Genomic DNA, 20,613 nt, shown 5'->3' with positions numbered 1-20,613 from the left:
GCGTGAACTGCAGCGCCTGCGCGAGGCCGAAGACGAGCGCCGCGACGGCGACGCCGACCGGGCGCCAGCGCCCGCGATGACGGCGACGACCGCGAGGTACCCGACGCCGGCCGTCATGTTGTCCGTGAAGGTGTGCACCTCCGAGAGCGCGAGCGCGTCCCCGCGAGGCCGGACAGGAGCCCGACGACGAGGACCGCGGCGAACCGCACGCGCAGCACCGGGATGCCGGACCGGTCGGCGCTCGCGGCGTCCTCGCCGACGGCGTCGACGGCGAGGCCCCAGCCGGTGCGCCGCGACGTCAGCACGGCGAGCAGGACGACGAGGACCACGAGCGCATAGGCGAGGCCGGTCTGGCGGAACAGCGCCGGCCCGATCACGGGGATCTCGGACAGGACGGGGATCGCGACACGGTCGAACCCCGGCACCTCGGTCCCGCGCTCGAGCAGGAGGCGCGCGCCGAAGGTCGTGCCCGCGAGCGCGAGCGCGTTGGCCGCGATGCCCGTGACGATCTGGTCGGCCCGCAGCACCACGCTGAGCACCGCCTGCAGCACGCCGACGAGCAGGCCGGCGAGAGCCCGCACGCGACGCCGACGAGGGCCGAGCCGCTCGACGTCGCGCCCACGACGGCGGCGAACGCGCCCGTGAGCATCATGCCCTCGACGCTCATCGTGAGGACTCCGGCGCGCTCGCCGACGAGCTCGCCCGACGCGGCCACGAGCACGGGGATCGCGAGCGCGACGCTGGCGACGAGGAGGTCGGTGAGGGTGAGGATCATGAGGAGGCCTCCGTCGCTGTCGGGCCGGCGGTGGGGGAGAGGCGGCGCGCGGGTCTGCGGCTCCGCGAGCGCCGCCCGCGTGCACCGAGCCGGCCCACGGACCAGATCGCCGTCCCGGCGACGCCGAGGATGATGAGGCTCTCGGTGATCTGCGTGATCGACGCCGGGACGCCTGCGGCGAGCCTGGAGGTTGATCCCGCCCGAGACGAGGAAGCCCAGCGCGGTGGCGATGCCGACGGCCGCGGTGAACGAGCCGCGCGCGAGGAGGCCCACGACGAGGCCCGAGAACCCGTACCCGGACGACAGGCCGTCGTCGAGCACGTGCGGGGCCGAGGCGACGAGGACGCCGCCGGCGAGGCCCGCGCCGGCGCCCGCGGTGGCGAGCGCGGAGAAGCGCAGCCGGTCGACCGGCAGCCCCAGGCGGAGCGACGCCGGACGCGACTGCCCGACGGCGGTGAGACGCACCCCGGTCGCGGTGCGCCGCAGGACGAGCGCGGCGACCACGGCACCGGCGACGGCCAGCACGACGGCGACGGTGACCGGCGAGCCGGGGACGCCGAGCAGCGGCAGGTGCGCGGCGTCGACCAGGGGCGACGACTGGGGGAGCGTCTCGGAGCTCGTCACGGGCTGGCGCAGGAGCGCCTCCTCGTGGACGGACAGCACGAGCACGGCGGCACCGACGAAGTTGAGGAGCAGGGTCGTGATGACCTCGCTCACGCCGCGCCGGACCGCGAGCCAGGCCGCGACCGACGCCCAGGCGGCGCCTCCCAGCGCGGCGACGAGCAGCACGAGCGGCAGGGTGACGACGGACGGCAGCGCGGGCGGGAGCGTCGTGCCCACGGCGGTCGCGGCGACCGCGCCGACGCAGATCTGGCCCTCGCCCCCGACGTTGACGAGCCCGGCGCGGTGCGCGACGAGGAAGCCGGTCGCGACGAGCAGCAGCACGGCGGCCACGTTGACGGACGACCCGACCGCGTACGGCGTGCCGACCATGCCCTCCCACAGGGCGCTCGCGGCCTCGGCGGGCGTCGCCCCGGCGAGGGCCGCCAGCGCCGTGCTCACCGCGAGCGCCCCCAGCACGGCGGCGAGCGGGACGAGGACGGGCCGCGCGCCGAGCAGCCGGTCCCGCAGGGAGGGGCCGCCGGGGGAGGCCGCAGGGGGTGACGGGCGCGGACGTGCGCCGGGCGTCACCGGTGGGGCGGTCGAGGTCGTGGCGGTCATGCCGAGGCTCCCGTCATGAGGTGGGCGACGCGGTCGCGCGCGCCGGGGTCGTCGGTGGCGACGGGGCCGCGCAGGGAGCCCCGGTAGGCGACGTGCACGCGGTCGCACAGGACGAGGAGGCTCGGACAGGCTCGCTCGACACGACGAGCACGCCGACGCCGGCGCGCGCCGCGGACCGCAGGTGCGCGACGACGTCGTCCACGGCTCCGAGGTCCAGCCCGCGCGTGGGCTGGGCCGCGACGACGCAGCGCAGCGGGTCGAGACTGAGCTCGCGCGCGAGGACGGCCTTCTGCTGGTTCCCGCCGGACAGCGCGGAGAGCGGGGCGTCGAGGCTCGCGGCCCGGACGTCGAACCGCCGCGCGAGCTCACGCGCGGCCGCGTCCATGGCGCGACGGTCGAGGAGCCCGAACCGCCGGTAGCGGTGGAGCCTGCCCAGGAGGAGGTTCGCGGTGACGCTCAGGCCCGTCACGACGGCCTCGTGGTGACGGTCCTCCGGGACGACGCCGAGCCCGAGCGCGGTCCGACGCCGCGGCCCGGCGCGGGTCACGTCCGTCCCCGCCAGCACGACCTGCCCCGCCGAGGGCCGGACGGCGCCGGACAGCGCGGCGACGAGTTCGCTCTGCCCGTTGCCCTCGACGCCGGCGATCCCCACGATCTCGCCGGGCTGGACGCGGAGGTCGACGGCGTCGACCGCACGGGCGCCGTCGGGCCGGTCGACCACGAGGCCCCGCACCTCGAGCGCGGGCGCCACGTCGCGTGCTGGCGCCGACGTCGCAGGTCGAGCCGACGTCGCAGGTCGAGCCGGCGCGGTACGGGCCGCCGGGACGTCCCCCGGACGTCGACCGCTGGAGCGCCGCCGTCCCGCGTCACGCCCACGCTCGCGGCGAGGACCGGGTCGAGGCTCGATGCGTCGCGCCCGACCATGAGGCCCACGAGCTCCGCGGCACCGAGACCGGCTCCGGGAGCGGTCCCGCGCCGTGCGAGCGGGCCGCCGCCCACCACGCGCCCGCCCCGCAGGACGGTCGCCCGGTCGCCGACGCGCATCACCTCGGCGAGCCTTGTGCGTGATGAGCACGACCGCGGTCCCCGCGGCGGCGACCCGGCGGCACGTCGCGAGCAGGCCGTCGACCTCGTCCGGCCCGAGGACGCCGGTGGGCTCGTCGAGCAGGAGGAGACGGGGCTCGTCGAGCAGGGCCTTGACGATCTCGACCCGCTGGCGCGCCCCGACCGTGAGGGCACCGACCCGCGCCGCGGGGTCGATGTGCAGGTCGAGCGTCTGCTCGATCACCGCGAGACGTGCCGCGAGGCTGGCGCGGTCGGGGCGCAGGCGCCGGACGCCCCGGCCGAGCAGCAGGTTCTCCTCGACGGTGAGCGTCGGGACGAGCGAGAAGTGCTGGTGGACCATCGCGACGCCGCGCGCGAGGGCGTCGGCGGGCGACGCGGGGGCGAACGGCACGCCGTCGAGCAGGACCTCGCCGGACGTGGGCGGCAGCGACCCGAACACGATGTTGCACAGCGTGGACTTCCCGGCCCCGTTCTCGCCGAGGACGCAGTGCACCTCCCCTGCGGCGATCTCGAGGTCGACCGCGTCGAGCGCGGTGTGGGTCCCGAAGACCCGCGTCACGCCGCGCAGGGCGAGCGTGGGCGTGACGGGCGCGACACCGGGTGCGGGGCGCGCCGGCGGGGCGGGCGGGAGCGTCGTGGGCATGAGGTCTCCGTTCGGGGTGCGAGGACGGCTCGGCGGCCCGGGCGGCCCGGGGCGGGGTGGTGGCTCCGCCGCCGGGCCTGTCAGGACGTCGCGTCAGGACGTCGCGTCAGGACGTCGCGTCGGGACGTCTCCGGGCGTCTCCGGGCGTCTCGGGGCGTCTCAGTACGTCTCAGTACGTCTCGACGGCGCCGGTCGCGACCGACTCCGTGATCTCCTCGAGCGCGGCGACGGTCGCGGGGTCGTCGGTGCACAGGACGAACTCGGTGCCGCCGAGGTCGCTGGTCAGGCCGAACGGCACCTGGGCGGCCTCCCACGTCCCGTCGAGGACGGACCGCACCGCGTGCTCGACCTCGGTGCCGATGTCGGTGCGCACGTAGCCGACGTACGGGCCGCCGTCGGTGCACTCGCCGGGGATCGGGCCGCCGACCATGGAGGCGCCCGCGTCCTTCGCGGCCTGCTCGATGCCCTGCTTGCCGAGGTTGACGATCTGCCCGACGACGTCGACCCCGACGCCGAAGTTCGCCGCCGCGGCCTGCTTGGCCTTCGCGGGGTCGTTGAAGTCGCCGAGGAACTGCGGCGTGACGACCTCGGTGCCCGGCACCGCGGCCTCGGCGCCGTTCGCGAACGCGACGGACGCGTTGACGATCGCCGGGGGCTCGACCCCGCCGATGAACCCGACCTTGCCCGTGTCCGAGCCTGAGCGCGGCGACGGCACCCGACAGGTACTCCGCCTCGGCCTGCTGCGGGTCGTAGTAGGCGAGGTTGTCCAGCGGCTCCGCGTCCGCGGGGCCGCCGATCTCGACGAACGTCACGTCGGGGAACTGCGGCGCGACCTTGCGCAGGTCGGCGTCGGTCTGGCCGCCGACCGAGATGACGAGGTCCGACGTGCTGGCGAACCGGACGAGCGTCTGCTCGTAGTCGGCGGCGGCGACCTCCTCGACGAACGAGAGCTCGACCTCGTCGCCGAGCTCCTCCTCGAGGCGCTGGTAGCCGAGGTAGGCGGACTGCATGAAGCCCGTGTCGGAGGTGGAGCCGGGGAGGAAGACGCCGACGGCGAGCGGCTCGTCGCCGTCCGCCGGAGCGTCGTCCCCGGCGGCGGTCGACGTGCTGCACGCCGTGAGGGCGACGAGGCTCCCGGCGAGGAGCGCGCCGACGGCGGCGCTCCGGCGCGTGGGGTGCGCGCGCTGGGGGCGAGGGGCGGGCGGGGGAGGCGGGACGGGTGCTGCGCATGGGTCCTCCTGGTCGAGTTAGTGGTATACCACTAAGCACCGAGTGTGGGGACCCCGTGTTTCGGGCGCGTCAACCGCCCGTAAATCATGCGTGACCGGACGCGACCGGTCGCGACCGGCGGTCAGCGGGAGCGCGGTCCTCGCTTGCGCGTGCGCGTGGCCTCGACGGGGTCCACGGGCGCCGACGCCCACGTCTCCGCGAGCGCCAGGCTCGGCTCGCGCCCGGAGGCGACGTGCCGCAGCGCGAGGTCGGCGACGGCGTCGCCGTCGCGCGCCTCGATCGCGGCGAGCATCGTCGCGTGCTCCTCGCACTGCTCGTGCGTGTCGCGCTGCTTGGTGAGGTGGAACAGCCAGCGCACCCGGGCGTCGAGGGGAGCGAGCATCGAGCGCAGGAGCGGGTTCCCGCACGCCTGGACGACGGCGGCGTGGAACCCGGCGTTGGCGGCGGCCGTCGCGGCGTCGTCGTGCGCCGCGAGCGCGGTGCGGGCCGCGTCGACGGCGGCGGCCATCGTCGCGAGGTCCGCGTCCGAACGGCGCAGGGCCGCGAGCCGGAACGCGAGCACCTCGACGTTCTCGCGCACCTCGAAGAGCTGCTCGACGTCGGCGCGCGTGAACGGCGACACGAGCGCCCCCTGGCGGGGCACGAGGACGACGAGCCCTTCGCTCTCGAGCTGGTGCAGCGCCTCGCGGAGCGGCACGCGCGAGACGCCCAGCTCGGTCGCGATGTCGCGCTCGACGAGCCGCTGGCCCGGGTGCAGGTCGAGACCGATGATGCGCGCCTTGAGCGTCGTGTACGCCGTCTCGCGGAGCGAGGGGCGGGCGTCGTCGAGGCGCCCGGAGGTCGTGGTCACGCCACGATCCTAGGGACCGCCGGTCCCGCCGGTCCCGCCGGCCGCGTCGTCCCGCGCGGCCGTCTCGTCCCGCGCGGCCGCCGCGGCGGCGCGGCCGAGCAGGAGCCGGCGCTCGTGCCGTGTCGGTGCCAGCCCGGCCGCGCGCTCGAGCGTCCCGGCGGCGTCGGCGTGGCGCCCGAGCCGGGACAGGACGTCGCCGCGCACCGCGCCGTAGAGGTGGTGCCGGGCGAGGCGCGGGTCGTCGTGGACCGCGTCCAGCACCTCGAGCGCACGCTCCGGCCCGTCCGCCATGAGCACCGCGACCGCGCGGTTCAGCTCGACCACCGGCGACGGCGCCACGGCGGCGAGGGCGTCGTACAGGGACGCGATGGCCTCCCAGTCCGTCTCGGCGAACGTCGCCGCCCGTGCGTGGCAGGCGGCGATGGCGGCCTGGAGCGTGTAGGGCCCGAGGGCCTTCCCGCCTCGCGTGCCGAGCGCGAACGCACGGTCGAGGGCCGCGAGCCCGTGCCGGACCAGGAGCCGGTCCCACCGCGAGCGGTCCTGGTCCTCGAGGAGGACGAGCTCGCCGTCGGGCCCCGTGCGCGCCGCGAAGCGCGACGCCTGGAGCTCCATGAGCGCGACGAGGCCGTGCACCTCCGGCTCGCCCGGGAGCAGGCCGGCGAGCACGCGGCCGAGGCGCATCGCGTCCTCGGCCAGGTCGCGACGCACCCAGGCGTCGCCCGAGGTCGCCGCGTAGCCCTCGGTGAACACGACGTACACGACCTCGAGCACCGCGGGCACCCGGGCGGGCAGCTCGTCCGCCTGCGGCACCTCGAACGCGACCCGGGCCTCGGCGAGCGTGCGCCGGGCCCGCGAGACCCGCTGGCCCACGGTCGCCGACGGGACGAGGAACGCGCGCGCGATCTCCTCGGTCGTGAGGCCGCCCACGAGGCGGAGCGTCAGCGCGACGCGCGCCTCGCGCGGGAGCACGGGGTGGCACGCGACGAGCACGAGCGCGAGGAGGTCGTCGTCCACGGGCGCGTCGACCAGGGCGTCCGGGGCGGGCACGCTGCCCACGAGGACGGCGCCGCCGTCCCTCGCGCGCGTCGTCGTGCCACCGTGCGTGCTCGCGCCGGGTGCCACGAGGCCCGCCGCGAGGCGCGCGTACTTGGCGTCGCGGTTGCGCTCGCGGCGGACCAGGTCGACGGCGCGCCGGCGCGCGACCGTCGTGAGCCACCCGCCGGGGTTGTCCGGGACGCCCCGCTCCGGCCACTGCTCGAGCGCGGCGACGAACGCCTCCTGCGCGACGTCCTCGGCGAGCCCGACGTCGCGCAGGGTGCGCGCGAGCCCCGCGATCAGTCGAGCGGACTCGATGCGCCAGACCGCCTCGACGGTCCGGCGCACCTCGTCCGCGCTGCGCACCGACCCGCGGGCGGGACCGCTCGACGGCTCCGTCGTCGGTGCGTCGGCCATCGCTCAGGCCCCGCCGTGCCGGGCCTTGATCTCCTCGGCCAGGCGCTCGTCCTGCTCGCGCAGCTCGGGCGTGTACTCCGCGCCGAAGTCCTCGGGCTCGAAGACCGGCCGGATCTCGAGCACCTGCGTGCTGCCGTACTGCGGGTCGGACGGGCACCGCCTCGCCCACTCGACGGCCTCGTCGAGCGAGGAGACCTGCCAGATCCAGTACCCGGCGAGCAGCTCCTTCGACTCGGTGAACGGGCCGTCGACCACCGACGTCCCGCTCGCGTCGAACACGACCCGCGCGCCCTTCGCGCTCGGGTGCAGACCCTGCCCGTCGAGCATGACGCCGGCCTTGACGAGCTCCTCGTTGTACTCGCCCATCCGGGCGAGCATCTCCTGCGTGGGGGCGATCTTGTCCTCGTCGGCTCCGGTGCCGGTGATCAGGACCATGACGCGCATGACGTTCCTCCTCGGTGAGTGCCCCTCGACCGTAGTGCCGTGGGGACGGGTTCACCAGGACGTCGAACGGGCGGTACCGGTCTTCGACACCGCTCGCGAACTTCTCTCAGCGGAAGCGCTGGACCGCGAGCGGCGCGGCCTCGGCGAGCCCGCGCACCGCCGGGTGGTCGGACCCGGGCGCCGTCCCGGCGAACACGTCGCGGAGCGCGCCCGACGCGACGAACGTGCCGTCCGCGAGGACGTGCACCGTGGGGCACAGGCGCTCCACGAGCTCGAGGTCGTGCGACACGAGGAGGACGGCGGTGCCGAGCGCCTGCGTCGCCTCGCCGAGCCTGCGCACGACGTCGCCGCGCATCGCCGGGTCGACGGCCGTGAGCGGCTCGTCGAGCAGGAGCGCGCGCGGTCGCGTGGCGAGCGCGACGGCGAGCGCGAGCCTCTGCTTCTCCCCGCCGGAGAGCGAGTGGATCGTGCGCGGCGCGTACCGCGGCTCGAGCGAGACGTCGGCGAGGAGGTCGGCGACCGGGCGCCCGTTCGCGCGGCCCGCCTTGCGCGCCTCGGTGAGCGCCGCCGAGAGCGCGCGGTCGACCGACCAGCGCGGGTCGATCCCCACGCCGGCGAGGCCGTCCTGGGAGACGCGGCGCACCTCGGCCCGGAACGTCTTCTTGTCGCGGCGGGAGAGCTTTGCGACCGCGCGCCCCTGGAAGGTCGCGTGCCCGCGGGTCGGCCGTACGAGCCCGACCAGGGCGCGCACGACGGTCGACTTGCCCGCGCCGGACTCCCCGACGATCCCGACGGGCGCGGTGCCCGGGACGATGTCGAGGTCGATCCCGTGGACGACGTCGGGCCCCGAGTAGCCCGCGGAGAGGTCGCTCGCGCGCAGGATCGGTTCGGGCTGGTCGACGGTCGGGCTCATGGTCACCTTCTGGTTCGGCTGACGGGCGGACGCGCTCCGGTCCTCCCGCCCGTCCGACGTACGACGCTACCGCGGAGTTCCGGGGCGTCGGTCACGCGCGGCGTCTCGACCGCGGAGGGGAGCGCGCGGCGCCACGGCTCGCGCACCCGCGGGATCCTGCGCCAGGACGACCGGTGTTCCGTGGCGGAGATCGTCCTCGTTCGCGGTAGCCTGAGCCGTTCGACCCGGATCCTCGAGCCCAGGTGATCCGTCGATCTTTTCCGTGCGCCCCCGTGGCCACGGCGGCGGACGGAGGTAGGAGTGACCAGCACGGTCGACCCTGACGGGTTGCTCGCCCCCGGTGAGCCCGTCGACCTCGACAACTGCGCCCGGGAGCCGATCCACGTCCCGGGCCTCGTCCAGCCGCGCGGTGTGCTCCTGGCGGTCCGTGAGTCGGACGGCACGGTGCTCCAGGCGTCGGCGAGCGCGGAGCGCCTGCTCGGTGCGGCGCCGGAGGACCTGCTCGGCGAGCACCTCGCTGCGGCGCTCGGTCCCGACCCCGCCCGCCGGGTCCTCGCCCACGCGTCCGCCGGGGCGGAGCTCGCGGACCGCAACCCGCTCACCCTCCGGCTCGACGGCTTCGCGAGCGACGTCGACGCGGTGCTCCACCGGCCGCCGCTGCCCGACGCCGGTCCTGGCGCCGAGCCCGTCCTCGTCGTCGAGCTCGAGGCGGCCACCGGCGCGCGACCCCTCACGTTCCCCAACACCTACCTCTCGGTGCGGCGCGCGCTGCGTGACCTCGAGCGTGCCGCGACCCTGGAGGAGCTGTACGACGACGCCGCTCGCCACGTGCGCGAGCTGACGAAGTTCGACCGCGTGATGATCTACCGCTTCGACGCGGCGTACAACGGCGAGGTCGTCGCCGAGGCGCGGCGCGACGACCTCAACTCGTTCCTCGGGCTGCACTACCCGGCCTCGGACATCCCGCCGCAGGCGCGCGCGCTGTACGAGAAGAACTGGATCCGGCTCATCGCCGACGTCGACTACGAGCCGTCGGCGATCGTCCCGACGGTCCTGTCCACGACGGGTGCCCCGCTCGACCTCACGTACTCGACGCTGCGCAGCGTCTCGCCGATCCACCTCGAGTACCTGCGGAACATGGGCGTGCGGGCCTCGATGTCCATCTCGCTGCTGCGCGAGGGACGGCTCTGGGGCCTCATCGCGTGCCACCACTACGCCGGCCCGCACGAGCCGCCGTTCGAGGTGCGCACCGCGGCGGAGTTCCTCGGGTCGGCGCTGTCGGTCCGGCTCGTGGCCCAGGCGGAGACGGAGCGGGACGCCGAGGTGCGGCGCGCGGAGAGCGTGCTCGCGCACCTCGCCGCGGACAGCCGCGACGAGGCCGCACCGCTGGGCACGGCGATCACCCGCTCGGGCTGGCTGCGCCGCCTCGTGCGCGCCGACGGCGCGGTCGTCGTCGCCGAGGGTCGTCTGACCTCGGTCGGGAGCGTCCCGGACGACGACGCGTGCCGGGCCCTCGTCGCCTGGGTGCTGTCCCACGGCGAGGAGCTCGTGTCCACGGACCGGCTCGCGCACGACGCCCCCGAGCTCGCCGCCCGCATGCCCGACGTGGCCGGGGTCCTGGGCATCGTGCTGCCCGAGGGGCAGGTCGTGCTGTGGGTCCGGGACGAGGTGCTCCGGCACGTCGACTGGGGCGGGGACCCGCACAACAAGGCCATCGCCCGCCGCGAGGGCGGCGACGTCCGGCTGAGCCCGCGCAGGTCGTTCGAGCGGTGGCGCGAGGTCGTGCGCGGGCACAGCCGCCCCTGGACGTCGGACCAGACGGACTTCGCGGCGGCGCTGCGCGGGCACCTCGTCGAGGCGCTCTACGCCCGCGGTCGCAAGGCGCTGCGCGCGACGGAGGAGCTGCAGCGCAGCCTGCTGCCCGCGCTGCTCCCGCGGATCGAGGGCTGGACCCTGGAGTCGCGCTACGAGTCGGCCGGCACCGGCCTCGTCGGCGGCGACTGGTACGACGCGCTCGACCTGCCGTCGGGCAAGGTCGCCCTCGTCGTCGGCGACGTCACCGGGCACGGGCTCCAGGCGGCGGCGACGATGGGCCAGCTGAGCACGACCCTGCGGGCAGCTCTCGTGGGCACGTCGTCCGCCGCCGAGGCGGTCGAGCGGCTGGCGCAGTTCGCCCGGTGGACCCTCCCCGGCGAGGTCGCGACCGTCGCGGTCGCGCTCCTGGACCCGGCGACCGGTGTCGTCGAGCACGTGTCGGTCGGGCACCCGCCCCTGCTCGTCGTCGAGGCGGACGGGACGCCGCGCTGGGCGGAGGGGGCGAGCGCGCCCCCGCTGGGCCTGGTCGACCGCGCGCCGACCACCCACGTCTTCGAGGTGCCGCGCGGCGGGGCGCTCGTCCTCTACAGCGACGGGCTCGTCGAGCGGCGGGAGGAGTCCGTCCTGGACGGCCTCGACCGGCTCGCGGCGGTGTTCGCGGGAGGCAGCAGGCCCGGCGCCGACGAGATCCTGGCCGCGGCCCGTGACCCGCACTCGGCGGACGACGCCACGCTCCTCGTGCTGCGTCGCGAACCCTGACGCGGCGCCCGCGGGGCCCTGGTCGGGCCGGCAGCTCGGCCGGGACGGCCCGGGTCAGGCGAGGAGCGCGAGCGCGCTCCTCGTGCCGGTACCGGCACGGTACACGGGCACCTCGAACCGGGCCCAGACGTGCTTCTCGCCCGCGACCGTCGTGAACCAGCCGACCTCGCGCGCCGCGCGACGCGCGAGCTGCAGGCCGAAGCCACCGGCACCGGGCGGGCGGTTCGGGTCGATGACGGGCGGGCGCTCGGGGGAGTGGTCGACGACGTCGACGACGAACTCACGACCGTCGCTGAGCAGGCGGACGCGTGCCGGGGCGCGCCCGTGGCGCAGCGCGTTGGTGGCGAGCTCGCTCGCGACGAGCACGATGCGCTCCGGGGCCGCGTCGAGGTGACGGTCGGGCGGCAGCGGCGCGCCGGTCAGCGTGCGGTGCACCTGCCCGCGCAGGTCACCGAGGTCCGCGAGCGTGGCGAGGCGCCACGCGCCGATCTCGACGAAGCGGACGGGGACCTCCGCGGCCGCGATGCTCACGTGGGGTCCTCGACCTGGAACAGGCCGTCGACGCCGCTCAGCTCGAGGAGGTCGCGGACGCGTCGTGGCGTGCCGAGGAGGGCCGGCGGGGTCTCTCCCGCGGTCGCCGCGTGGTACAGCAGCCGGAGGCCGCCCGAGTCCATGAACGTCACGTCGGTGAGGTCGATCCGGATCTGACCGCTCGCCGCCTGCGCGCGACGCTGCAGGTCGTCCTCGTGCCGCGCCTGGACCGCAGCGTCGATCTCGCCGTACATGACCCACAGGGTCCCGTCGTCCTGAACCCGTACACCGCTCTCGGCCACCGACGCGCCTCCTTCAGCGCGCCCCGGACGATCCAGGGCGCAAGTGCCTACGCTACGCAATGTCTGCCTCCCCCGCGCGTGCGTCCCGCCCGGGCGTGTCCGAATTGTGTCCCAGCAGCCCGCGCGGGGTGTGTCGAGGGCCCGCCGGACGGTCTCCCGGCGGGCCGTCGGGTGCGACGACGACGGCCCGCCGGGGAGGTCGTCCCCGGCGGGCCGCCGTCGTGCCGGGCGGCCTCGTCAGCAGCGGCGCGCCGGGTAGGCGAGCTCGACGGCCTCGGAGCCGTCGACGTCCACCTGCACGGTCCCGGCCGGGGCGGACGCGGCACGGGTCGCGAACGACTGGTACGCGTTCGCGCCCGGCGCGACGTCGGTGAACGACCGCGACCCGTACGGCGTCGTGATCGTCACGTCGACCGGCGCTGCGCCGTCGTTGGTCGCCCGGACCGCGACGTACGCCTTCCCGGCGAGGCACCGCACCTCGGCGGTCGCGGTGACGGGCACCTGCGCGCCGTCGGCCCACGAGAGCGTGTAGGCGCGCTCGGTGCCGTCCTCGGCGGTCACGCGGACGGTGGTGACGCCCGGGACCGCGTCCGCCGGCTCGACCGCCACGCTCGCGTACGGGTCGTGCGCGGTGGCCGCGACCTCGGGCACGCCGCCCTGGGCCGGCACCTCGTACGCCGTGACCTCCGGGTCGAAGCCGGCGAGCGGCTCGCCGTCCACGGTGATGCCCGACGCCGCGGCGTCCGACCCCGTGCCCGGCACCTTGGCCAGCACCTCGATCTCGGACACCACCAGGTGGGTGTTCGGGCGCGCTGTGAGGACCACCCGCACGGACGACGTGCGCACGTCCGCGGGGACCTCGACGACGGGCGCGGGCCCGTCGGGCGACGCGTCCACGGCGACCGGCCCGCCGACGTCCGTCCACGACCCGCCGACGAGGGCCTGGAGCTGCACGGACTGCGCCCAGGTCGCGCTCGACCCGTCCTTCCAGAAGCGGGTCACGACGCCGGTGACGTCGCGCTCGGCGGGCAGCGTCACGGTGAGCGTGTCGGAGGCGCGCTTGGTGCCGGACAGCCAGTTCGACCACGCCTTGTCCGTGAGGTTGCCGTTGACGACCCCGGCCACGGAGTAGCCCGGCTCGGTGAACGTCGCGGACGCGGTCGTGCCGGCGGCGAGGGCGCCGTTGGCGGACGCGGCCTCGGTGACCTGGACCCGCACGACGGCGGGCAGGGTCGTCGGGGCGCCGTCCACGGTGCCGGCGTCCGCCGTGCCGGTGAGCTCGACCACGCCGACCGTGTCGAACGCGCCCTCGGGGGCCGCGTCCCACGTGACGGGGCGCTGGACCTCGGCGCCGCCCGCGGCGACGGCGGTGACCGTCGTCGGGAGCTCGGGCGTGCCGCCCGCGTACGCCTTCGCGCGCGCCGGGAGCGTGCGCTCGAGCGTGTCGACGACGACGGTCGCCGTGGCCTCCAGCGTGCCGCCCGTGGGCAGCGCGACGGTCCCCGTCACCTCGACGGTCCCGGCCTCGGCCCACGCGTCGTCACCGGGCAGGTCCCACGTCACGGGCAGCGAGCCGCGCGCGCCGTCGCGGTAGACGGGCGTGACGGTCGCGGGCAGCTCCGGGGCCGTGCCCGGCGTGGTGAACGCCTCGACGGGCTCGGTGCCGAGCACCGTCTCGTCGACGAGCCGCCACCGCTGGTTGATCCCGGAGTTCGCGAGGTACGTGCCGACGGGAGAGCCGTCGGCCGTCGCCTGGCCGCCCACCTCGAGCAGGGTCTTCGACGACGCGTTGACGAGCGTGTAGGTGCCGTCACCGGTCGTGGAGAGGATCCACTGCGCCGCGAGGGGCGTGTCCGCGACGTCGGCGGGCGCCGCGGTGAGCACGGGCGAGGTGTCCGCGGCGACGGCGAGCTGCTCGCCCGTCGCCGCGTTCGTCACCGCGTAGCGCGTGCGGTGCGTGCCCGAGCCGTCGGGCGCGCCGAGCGCGGTGAGCTCCCACGCCTGCTCGGCGACGGCCGCGTCCGTGCGGATGACGACGCCGTCCCCGGTCGCCGCGGGGGCGAGCGAGCGGTTCGACTGCACGCCGTCGAGACGGTAGACGTGGCCGTCCTGGACGAGCGCGGCGTCGTCCGCCACGCCGGAGACGCCGTCGACGACGAACGTGGTCACGGACTCCGCCGGGACGACGAGGGTCGCGCTCGCGCCCTCGTCACCGTCCCGCGTGACCGCGACCGGCTCGCCCTCGACGAGGTAGCCCGCCGTGCTGGTCACGACGGGGGTGACGGTCGCATCGGACTCGACCGCACCGAACTTCGACAGGTCGAGCGTGACCGCGCGCTCGGCCTTCGTGGCGTTGACGTGCACGACGGTCGCGGACTCGCCGTCCGCGGAGACCGCGGCCGTGCTGCTCGCGTCGTCCGAGCGGACGAGGGAGTCGCCCGGCTCGATGTAGTGCGTGAAGTTCTGGGTCGCCCAGTACTTCGTGTTCGTGTAGATCGGGCACGTCTCGAGCGTGTCGTCGGCGGTGCAGTCGAACGGGATCTGGATCTCGCCCCAGTTCATGCCGTTCGCGCTCTCGCCACCGGGCGCCATGTTGGTGTAGTCCTCGACCGGCTGCCAGAACACCCACGCCGACGGCTCGAGCTCGCGCAGGTCGTCGACGATGTGCTGCGCGCTGCCGAGTCCCGACTCCATGGTCTCGAAGTCCTGGCCGGTCGAGCTCCAGTTGCCGCCGACCTCGCTCATCCACAGCGGCTTGTCCTCGCCCTTGGCGATGTCGCGGACCGTCGTGCGCTGGCCGGTGCCGTAGGTGTGCACGTTGAGCTGGGACACCTGGTCGCGCACGGACTGCGGGTAGGAGTTCCAGTTGCGCGCGAACGTGCCCGGGTTGGTCTCGTCCATCGCGGAGATGACGGCGTCGGTGTCCGAGCCGTCGAGCGCGGAGGCGAGCGCGGGGATGACCTGCTGCTGCAGCTCCGGGCCCATGTGGGCGCCCTCCTGACGGCCCCCGGTCGGGTTGCCGTCGTCGCCGAGCTGCGTGCCCCAGTAGTTGGTGTTCGGCTCGTTGAACGGGTCGATCGTGTCGACCTGGATGCCGTGGGCGTCCTCGAGGCGCTCGGTGACGCCGACCATGTACGCGGCGAAGTCGTCGATGCTCTCGGTCTTGAGCTGGTCGGTGTTCGCGTCGAACCCGCCCGAGACGTAGCCGCTCACCGTCATGAACCACGGCGGGGAGTTGCTGAAGGTCTCCCAGTGCGTGACCTCGTCCTTGATGCGGTCGACCCACCAGCGCTGCGTCGCGTCGGCGTCCGCGTCCCAGTGGTCCGGGTTCTCCGGGTCCCACCAGTCGACGTCCTCGCGCGTCGTGCCCTCGGGCGCCTTCCACCAGCCCTCGACGGCGCCGCCCGCGCGCAGGTACGGCGGGACGTCGGGCGCGTTGCCGCCGCCCACGTTGTAGCGCGCGATGTTGAGGTTGAGGCCCTCGTCGCCGAAGACCATGTCGGCCAGCTTCTCGCGGATCTCGTCCGGGTAGTCGCCGGTCGCGTTGGCGAACCAGACGAGGCTCGTGCCCCAGCCCTCGAACGGCTCGCCCGCGTAGGACGGGTCGGGCGTCACGGTGACGCCGGGGACGTCCGCGGCTGCGGACACCGCGCCGGCCGGTGCCGCGGCGGGCGCGGACGGGGCCGCCTGTGCGGGCAGCGCCGCGAGGGCGCAGCCGGCCACGAGCGCACCGGCCCCGATCCCCGCGCCGAGCCGCGTGCCGCGTCGTCGGGCGGACCGGCCGGGCGGGCCTCCTCGCGCTGTCGAGTCGTCGTGCTGTCGCTCGTCAGGTGTTCGGCTCATCCCTGAGCCACCTCCTTCGCGTCGCTGCGATCCGGCGCCGGGGCGCCGGGTGCGGGTCGTTCCCGCGGGGGGTCTGTCGTGCCGAGGAAGAACGGTGGTCGCGCGTGGTGGAACCGGCCCCGCTAGCTCGCGGGGCGGCGGACGACCGCCACGCCGCGCGGCTCGAGCAGGAGCGTGCCCGACGGCGCGAGGCGGCGGCCCGCGAGGACGTCGCCCGCGACGTCGGGCACCTCGACCGGCTGCGCGGTGCGGTTGACGAGGAACCAGAAGTCGTCGGTCCCGTCGGTGCGGACCGCGAGCTCGACCTGGCCGCGCACCGTGGCGGGCAGCTCGCTGCGCACGCCCGCGTCGTCGAGCAGTCGCGCGAGCACGGGCACCAGGCCCTCGCGGCCGAAGCGCGTCGAGACGTACGCGGCGGACCCGGCGCGGTCCCCGGCCGGGACGACCCGGCGCGTCACGGCGGCACGTCCCGCCTGCTCGCCGGTCTTGTACCAGCCGAGCACCTCGACGGCGGGGTCGACCACGTCGACCGGCTCGCTCCACAGCGTCGCCTCGAGCTGCTCGCCGCCGAGCTCGACCGTCGCGGACTCGTGGTCCAGCAGCGGGGAGAACTCCTCGACGCGGATGCCGAGGAGGTCGCGCAGCGCACCGGGGTACCCGCCGAGCCAGGCGTGGTCGTCCTGGTCGACGACGCCCGAGAAGTACGTCGTCACGAGGTGCCCGCCGCCCTCCACGTACGTCGTGAGGCGGTCCCGCAGCGGGGCCGGGACCACGTGCAGCACGGGTGCCACGACGACGTCGTAGCCCGTGAGGTCGGACGCGACCGGCACGACGTCCGCGCGCACGCCGAGGGCGAGGAACGCGGAGTACCAGTCGAGCGCCTCCTGGCGGTACCGCAGGCGGTCGGTCGGGTGGGAGTCCAGCTCGGACGTCCACCACGAGTCCCAGTCGAAGACGATCGCCGCGCGCGAGGGCTTCTGCTCGCTGCCGGCGACGGGCGCGAGGTCGCGCAGCGTCGCGCCCAGCGCGACGACGTCGCGGAACAGGCGCGAGCGCTCTCCCGCGTGCGGGACCATCCCCGAGTGGTACTTCTCGGCGCCCGCGGCGGACTGGCGCCACTGGAAGTAGCAGACCGCGTCCGCGCCGTGCGCGACGTGCGTGAGGGAGTCGCGCGCGAGCTCGCCGGGCTTCTTCGCGACGTTCACCGGCTGCCAGTTCACCGCGCTCGTGGAGTGCTCCATGAGGAACCACGGGCGGTGCCGGGCGATGCCGCCCGTGAGGTTCGCGGAGAACGACAGCTCGTCGAGCGCCTGCGGGCCGGGGAGCACGTAGTGGTCGTTGGAGACGAAGTCGAGCTCGTCGGCCCACGCCGCGTAGTCCATGCCCTTCGTCTCGCCCATGACCATGAAGTTGGTCGTCACGGGGACGTCGGGGGTCGCGCGGCGCAGGATCGCGGCCTCGGCGCGCAGGTAGTCCTGCAGCGCGTCGGACGAGAACCGCTTGAAGTCGAGCTGCTGCGTGGGGTTGGGGTGCGACGCGGCGAGGCGCGGGGGCAGGACCTGCTCCCACGCGCTGTAGCGCTGCGACCAGAACGCGGTGCCCCACGCGGCGTTGAGCGCGTCGAGCGTCGCGTACCGCGCGCGCAGCCAGGACCGGAAGGCGGCGGCCGCGTCGTCGCTGAAGTCGTAGACGTTGTGGCACCCGAGCTCGTTCGACACGTGCCACGCGACGAGCGCGGGGTGGTCGCCGTAGCGCTCGGCCATGCGCTCCACGAGGCGCAGCGCGTGCTCCCGGAAGACGGGCGACGTCGGGCGCCACTGCTGGCGCGCCCCGGGCCACAGCGTCTCGCCCGTGCGGGTCTGCGGCAGGATCTCCGGGTGCTTCGTCGTCAGCCACGGCGGCGGTGACGCGGTCGCCGTCGCGAGGTCGACGGTGATGCCGTTCTCGTGGAGCAGGTCCATGATCTCGTCGAGCCACGCGAAGTCCCACGCGTCCTCGGTCGGCTGGATCCGCGCCCACGAGAAGATCGCGAGCGACACGACGGTCACGCCGGCCTCGCGCATGAGCCGCACGTCCTCGTCCCACACCTCGCGCGGCCACTGGTCCGGGTTGTAGTCCGCGCCGTAGGACAGGCCCGACGGCGCGTGCTCGGCGGTCGCGGAGGACGCGCCGGTGCGGTCGGACGCGGCGGGCGTGCCCGACGGCGCGTGCGGCCCGGGGCGGCGCAGCCAGCGGTGGGGGACGGGTCGGTCGGTCGTGGTCGACACGGGTGTGCTCCTCGGGTGAGCGGTCGGGGCGGTCGTGCTCGTGCAGGTCGGCCGGGGGCCGGTGGCCGGGCCGCGAGGGCCCGGCCACCGGCGTGCCTCACTCGTTGACGGTGAAGCCCTGCTCCGCGCCGTACTTCACGGACGCGTCCTGCCAGGCCTGCAGGCCCTCGGGCAGCGTGGTCGACGAGACGTACGCCTGGCCGACCGTGTCGTTGAAGATCGAGTTCGCGTACACCTGGAAGGGCAGGTACGACCAGCCCTCGACGACGTCGGCCGCCGACTGGGCGAGGACCTCGTTGATCTTCTGGCCGCCGAAGTACTCGGACTCGTAGCCCTGGAACTCGTCCGACTCGAGCTCGGCCGTCGTGGCCGGGAAGGCGCCGCCGTCGACGCGGGTCTGGACGCCGTCACCGGCGTTCGCGTACTCCAGGAAGCCGTAGGCGAGCGCCTGGTTCTCGCTCGCAGCCGGCACGGACAGCGCGGAGCCGCCGTTCTCGGCGCTCGCGGACGCGCCCTCCTCCCACTGCGGGAGCGGGGCGACGCGCCACTTGCCGGCGCCGTCGGGCACGCCCGACTCGAGGTTCGCGGGCATCCACGCGCCGATCGCGAGCGTCGCGATGGTCCCGTTGCCGAGGCCCTGGTACCACTCGTCGCTCCACGAGCTCACGGGCGCGAGGAGGTCCTCGTCGATGAGCGTCTGCCACGTCTCGGCGAACTGCGTGCTGCCCTCGTCCGCGAGGTCGACCGTCACGTCGGTGCCCTCGACCTGGAACGGCTGGCCGCCGGCCTGCCAGATGAGCGACGTCGTGAAGCCGGCGTCACCGGTGTCGTTGGTGATGTAGACGTCCGGGTCCGCGGCGTGCAGTGCGCGGGCCGCCTCGACGAAGCCGTCCCACGTCGTCGGCACCTCGATGCCGTGCTGCGTGAAGACCTCCTCGTTGTAGAAGAGGGCCATGGGGCCCGAGTCCATCGGCAGGCCGTAGACGCCCTCGCCCTGCTGGACGGCGCTCCACGGGCCGGGCGTGAAGGTCCCGTCCAGGTCGGCGGCACCGAACGCGGAGAGGTCCGCGACGGCGTCGGACAGCGCGAACTGGGGGAGCGCGTAGTACTCGACCTGCGCGACGTCGGGCACGCCCGAGCCGGCGGCGATCGCGTTCTGGAGCGCCGTGTACTGGTCGTTGCCGGTGCCGGCGTTGACGAGCTCGACGTCGACGTTCGGGTACTCGGCCTCGAAGTCGGTGACGACCTGCTCGAGCGTGGGCTCCCACGCCCACACGGTGAGCGAGCCGCCCTCCTCGAGGGCCGCGGCGACGTCGTCGGCGGAGCCGCCGTCGGCACCGGAGCCGGCGTCGTCGCCGCCGCCGGAGCTGCAGGCGGCCAGGCCGAGGGCGAGGACGCCGGTGGCGGCGACGGCCCGCAGGGTGCGGGGGGTGCGGATGGACATGAGGGTTCCTCTCACTTCGTCGTCAGACGGACGGGGTGGTGCGGGTGGGGCACGGTGGACGGTCGGGGTCGTGCGGCCCGGTGGTGCGGTGCCGCGCGACCGGAGCTCACTCCTTGACGGACCCGGCCGCGAGGCCGGACTGCCAGTAGCGCTGGAGGAGCAGGAAGGCGGCGATCAGCGGCAGGATCGTCAGCAGCGACCCGGTGATGACGAGGTCGAAGATCGCCTCGCCGCCCGCCGTCGCGGCCTGGGCGTTCCACGCGTTGAGGCCGAGCGTCAGGGGGTACCAGGTGGGGTCCTTGAGCATGATGAGCGGCAGGAAGTAGTTGTTCCACGTCGCGACCATCGTGAAGAGGAGCACCGTGACGATCCCGGGCGCGAGCAGGGGCAGCGAGACCTGGAAGAAGGTCCGGAACTCGTTCGAGCCGTCCACGCGCGCGGCCTCGAGCAGCTCGGTGGGGATCGCCTCGGCCGCGAAGACCCACATGAGGTAGAGCCCGAACGGCGAGATGAGCGACGGGATGATCACGGCCCACGGCGTGTTCGTCAGGCCCATCTGGCTGAACATGAGGAACGTCGGGACGGCCAGCGCGGTGCCCGGCACGGCGACCGCGCCGATGACCGTCGCGAACACGCCGCGCTTCCCGGGGAAGTCGAACTTGGCGAGCGCGTACCCGCCGAGCACGGCGAGGAACGTCGCGCCGCCCGCGCCGACCACGACGTACAGGACGGTGTTGGCGAACCAGCGGCCGAAGATGCCGCCGTCGTAGGTCAGGGTCCGGGCGATGTTGTCGAACAGCGCGAAGTCACCGCTGAACCACAGGCCGAACGACGCGAAGAGGCTCGACTGCGTCTTCGTCGCGTTGACGAAGAGCCAGAACAGCGGGACGAGCGCGTAGAGGAGCACGACGCCGCTGAGGACCGTGAGCAGCGTGCTGCGGCGCGGCTTCGAGACGCTGTGCGCGGCGCGCGAGCGCAGCCGGACAGGCTTGCGGGGCGGCGGGCCGACGACGGGCACGACGGACGGGTGCGGGTTGGTGGGAGTCGTCGCAGTCACGG

14 protein-coding genes and 2 pseudogenes are annotated in these 20,613 nt (G+C 75.0%); 1 reads left to right on the top strand and 15 read right to left on the bottom strand.

Features of this window, described 5'->3' with window-relative positions:
* Window positions 1–113: 113 nt before the first annotated feature.
* The 9 genes and pseudogenes from ACWPWV_RS02925 to ACWPWV_RS02885 all read right to left on the bottom strand — a co-directional run bounded on the left by ACWPWV_RS02925 (window position 114) and on the right by ACWPWV_RS02885 (window position 8,593).
* Window positions 114–527 carry an ABC transporter permease subunit gene (locus tag ACWPWV_RS02925; RefSeq protein WP_454042798.1) on the bottom strand — a complete coding sequence of 138 codons (414 nt, stop codon included), beginning with the start codon at window positions 525–527 and terminating at the stop codon, window positions 114–116.
* Window positions 528–1,534: 1,007 nt separating this feature from the next.
* Window positions 1,535–1,768: pseudogene (locus ACWPWV_RS02920) on the bottom strand (hypothetical protein); the annotation flags it as partial.
* 241 nt (window positions 1,769–2,009) lie between these two features.
* Entirely contained in the window at window positions 2,010–3,704 is a 1,695-nt protein-coding gene (locus tag ACWPWV_RS02915) for an ABC transporter ATP-binding protein (RefSeq protein WP_454041462.1), read from the bottom strand.
* Between the two features lie 169 nt (window positions 3,705–3,873).
* Window positions 3,874–4,419 carry a BMP family lipoprotein gene (locus ACWPWV_RS02910; protein WP_454041461.1) on the bottom strand — a complete coding sequence of 182 codons (546 nt, stop codon included), beginning with the start codon at window positions 4,417–4,419 and terminating at the stop codon, window positions 3,874–3,876.
* A gap of 40 nt (window positions 4,420–4,459) precedes the next feature.
* Window positions 4,460–4,714: pseudogene (locus tag ACWPWV_RS02905) on the bottom strand (hypothetical protein); the annotation flags it as partial.
* Between the two features lie 341 nt (window positions 4,715–5,055).
* Complete coding sequence (locus ACWPWV_RS02900; protein ID WP_454041460.1) at window positions 5,056–5,784, bottom strand: GntR family transcriptional regulator; 729 nt, start codon at window positions 5,782–5,784, stop codon at window positions 5,056–5,058.
* Between the two features lie 9 nt (window positions 5,785–5,793).
* On the bottom strand, window positions 5,794–7,236 hold the full coding sequence (locus tag ACWPWV_RS02895) for an RNA polymerase sigma factor (protein WP_454041459.1): 1,443 nt from the start codon (window positions 7,234–7,236) through the stop codon (window positions 5,794–5,796).
* A 3-nt stretch (window positions 7,237–7,239) separates the two neighbouring features.
* Window positions 7,240–7,680, bottom strand: coding sequence for a YciI family protein (locus tag ACWPWV_RS02890; protein ID WP_454041458.1), 441 nt, complete (start codon window positions 7,678–7,680; stop codon window positions 7,240–7,242).
* A gap of 106 nt (window positions 7,681–7,786) precedes the next feature.
* Window positions 7,787–8,593, bottom strand: coding sequence for an ABC transporter ATP-binding protein (locus ACWPWV_RS02885; RefSeq protein ID WP_454041457.1), 807 nt, complete (start codon window positions 8,591–8,593; stop codon window positions 7,787–7,789).
* A 300-nt stretch (window positions 8,594–8,893) separates the two neighbouring features.
* Between ACWPWV_RS02885 and ACWPWV_RS02880 the strand changes: the two genes are divergently transcribed.
* Window positions 8,894–11,167 carry a SpoIIE family protein phosphatase gene (locus ACWPWV_RS02880; protein ID WP_454041456.1) on the top strand — a complete coding sequence of 758 codons (2,274 nt, stop codon included), beginning with the start codon at window positions 8,894–8,896 and terminating at the stop codon, window positions 11,165–11,167.
* Between the two features lie 54 nt (window positions 11,168–11,221).
* On the opposite strand, the gene ACWPWV_RS02875 is transcribed toward ACWPWV_RS02880, so the two are convergent.
* The 6 genes from ACWPWV_RS02875 to ACWPWV_RS02850 form a co-directional block, all read right to left on the bottom strand.
* Window positions 11,222–11,698, bottom strand: coding sequence for an ATP-binding protein (locus ACWPWV_RS02875; RefSeq protein WP_454041455.1), 477 nt, complete (start codon window positions 11,696–11,698; stop codon window positions 11,222–11,224).
* Complete coding sequence (locus ACWPWV_RS02870) at window positions 11,695–12,000, bottom strand: STAS domain-containing protein (protein ID WP_454041454.1); 306 nt, start codon at window positions 11,998–12,000, stop codon at window positions 11,695–11,697. Before ACWPWV_RS02870 ends, ACWPWV_RS02875 begins: the two co-directional genes overlap by 4 nt.
* A 237-nt stretch (window positions 12,001–12,237) precedes the next feature.
* Window positions 12,238–15,843 carry an Ig-like domain-containing protein gene (locus ACWPWV_RS02865; RefSeq protein WP_454041453.1) on the bottom strand — a complete coding sequence of 1,202 codons (3,606 nt, stop codon included), beginning with the start codon at window positions 15,841–15,843 and terminating at the stop codon, window positions 12,238–12,240.
* A gap of 122 nt (window positions 15,844–15,965) precedes the next feature.
* Window positions 15,966–18,110, bottom strand: coding sequence for a beta-galactosidase (locus ACWPWV_RS02860; protein ID WP_454041452.1), 2,145 nt, complete (start codon window positions 18,108–18,110; stop codon window positions 15,966–15,968).
* Window positions 18,111–18,207: 97 nt separating this feature from the next.
* The gene (locus ACWPWV_RS02855; RefSeq protein WP_454041451.1) at window positions 18,208–19,554 is read right to left on the bottom strand and encodes an ABC transporter substrate-binding protein; all 1,347 of its coding nucleotides are present in this window, start codon (window positions 19,552–19,554) and stop codon (window positions 18,208–18,210) included.
* Window positions 19,555–19,660: 106 nt separating this feature from the next.
* The gene (locus ACWPWV_RS02850; protein WP_454041450.1) at window positions 19,661–20,611 is read right to left on the bottom strand and encodes a carbohydrate ABC transporter permease; all 951 of its coding nucleotides are present in this window, start codon (window positions 20,609–20,611) and stop codon (window positions 19,661–19,663) included.
* Window positions 20,612–20,613 lie beyond the last annotated feature (2 nt).

The organism is Cellulosimicrobium sp. Marseille-Q8652 (assembly GCF_965112045.1).
Note: the sequence above shows the minus strand (reverse complement) of the source record. Positions and strands in the feature narration are given on the sequence as shown.

What these genes read in the sequence shown, in the direction of transcription:
- ACWPWV_RS02915 (WP_454041462.1), bottom strand. Translation starts at nt 3,704, where the DNA reads ATGCCCACGACGCTCCCGCCCGCCCCGCCGGCGCGCCCCGCACCCGGT.
- ACWPWV_RS02895 (WP_454041459.1), bottom strand. Translation starts at nt 7,236, where the DNA reads ATGGCCGACGCACCGACGACGGAGCCGTCGAGCGGTCCCGCCCGCGGG.
- ACWPWV_RS02890 (WP_454041458.1), bottom strand. Translation starts at nt 7,680, where the DNA reads ATGCGCGTCATGGTCCTGATCACCGGCACCGGAGCCGACGAGGACAAG.
- ACWPWV_RS02885 (WP_454041457.1), bottom strand. Translation starts at nt 8,593, where the DNA reads ATGAGCCCGACCGTCGACCAGCCCGAACCGATCCTGCGCGCGAGCGAC.
- ACWPWV_RS02865 (WP_454041453.1), bottom strand. Translation starts at nt 15,843, where the DNA reads ATGAGCCGAACACCTGACGAGCGACAGCACGACGACTCGACAGCGCGA.
- ACWPWV_RS02855 (WP_454041451.1), bottom strand. Translation starts at nt 19,554, where the DNA reads ATGTCCATCCGCACCCCCCGCACCCTGCGGGCCGTCGCCGCCACCGGC.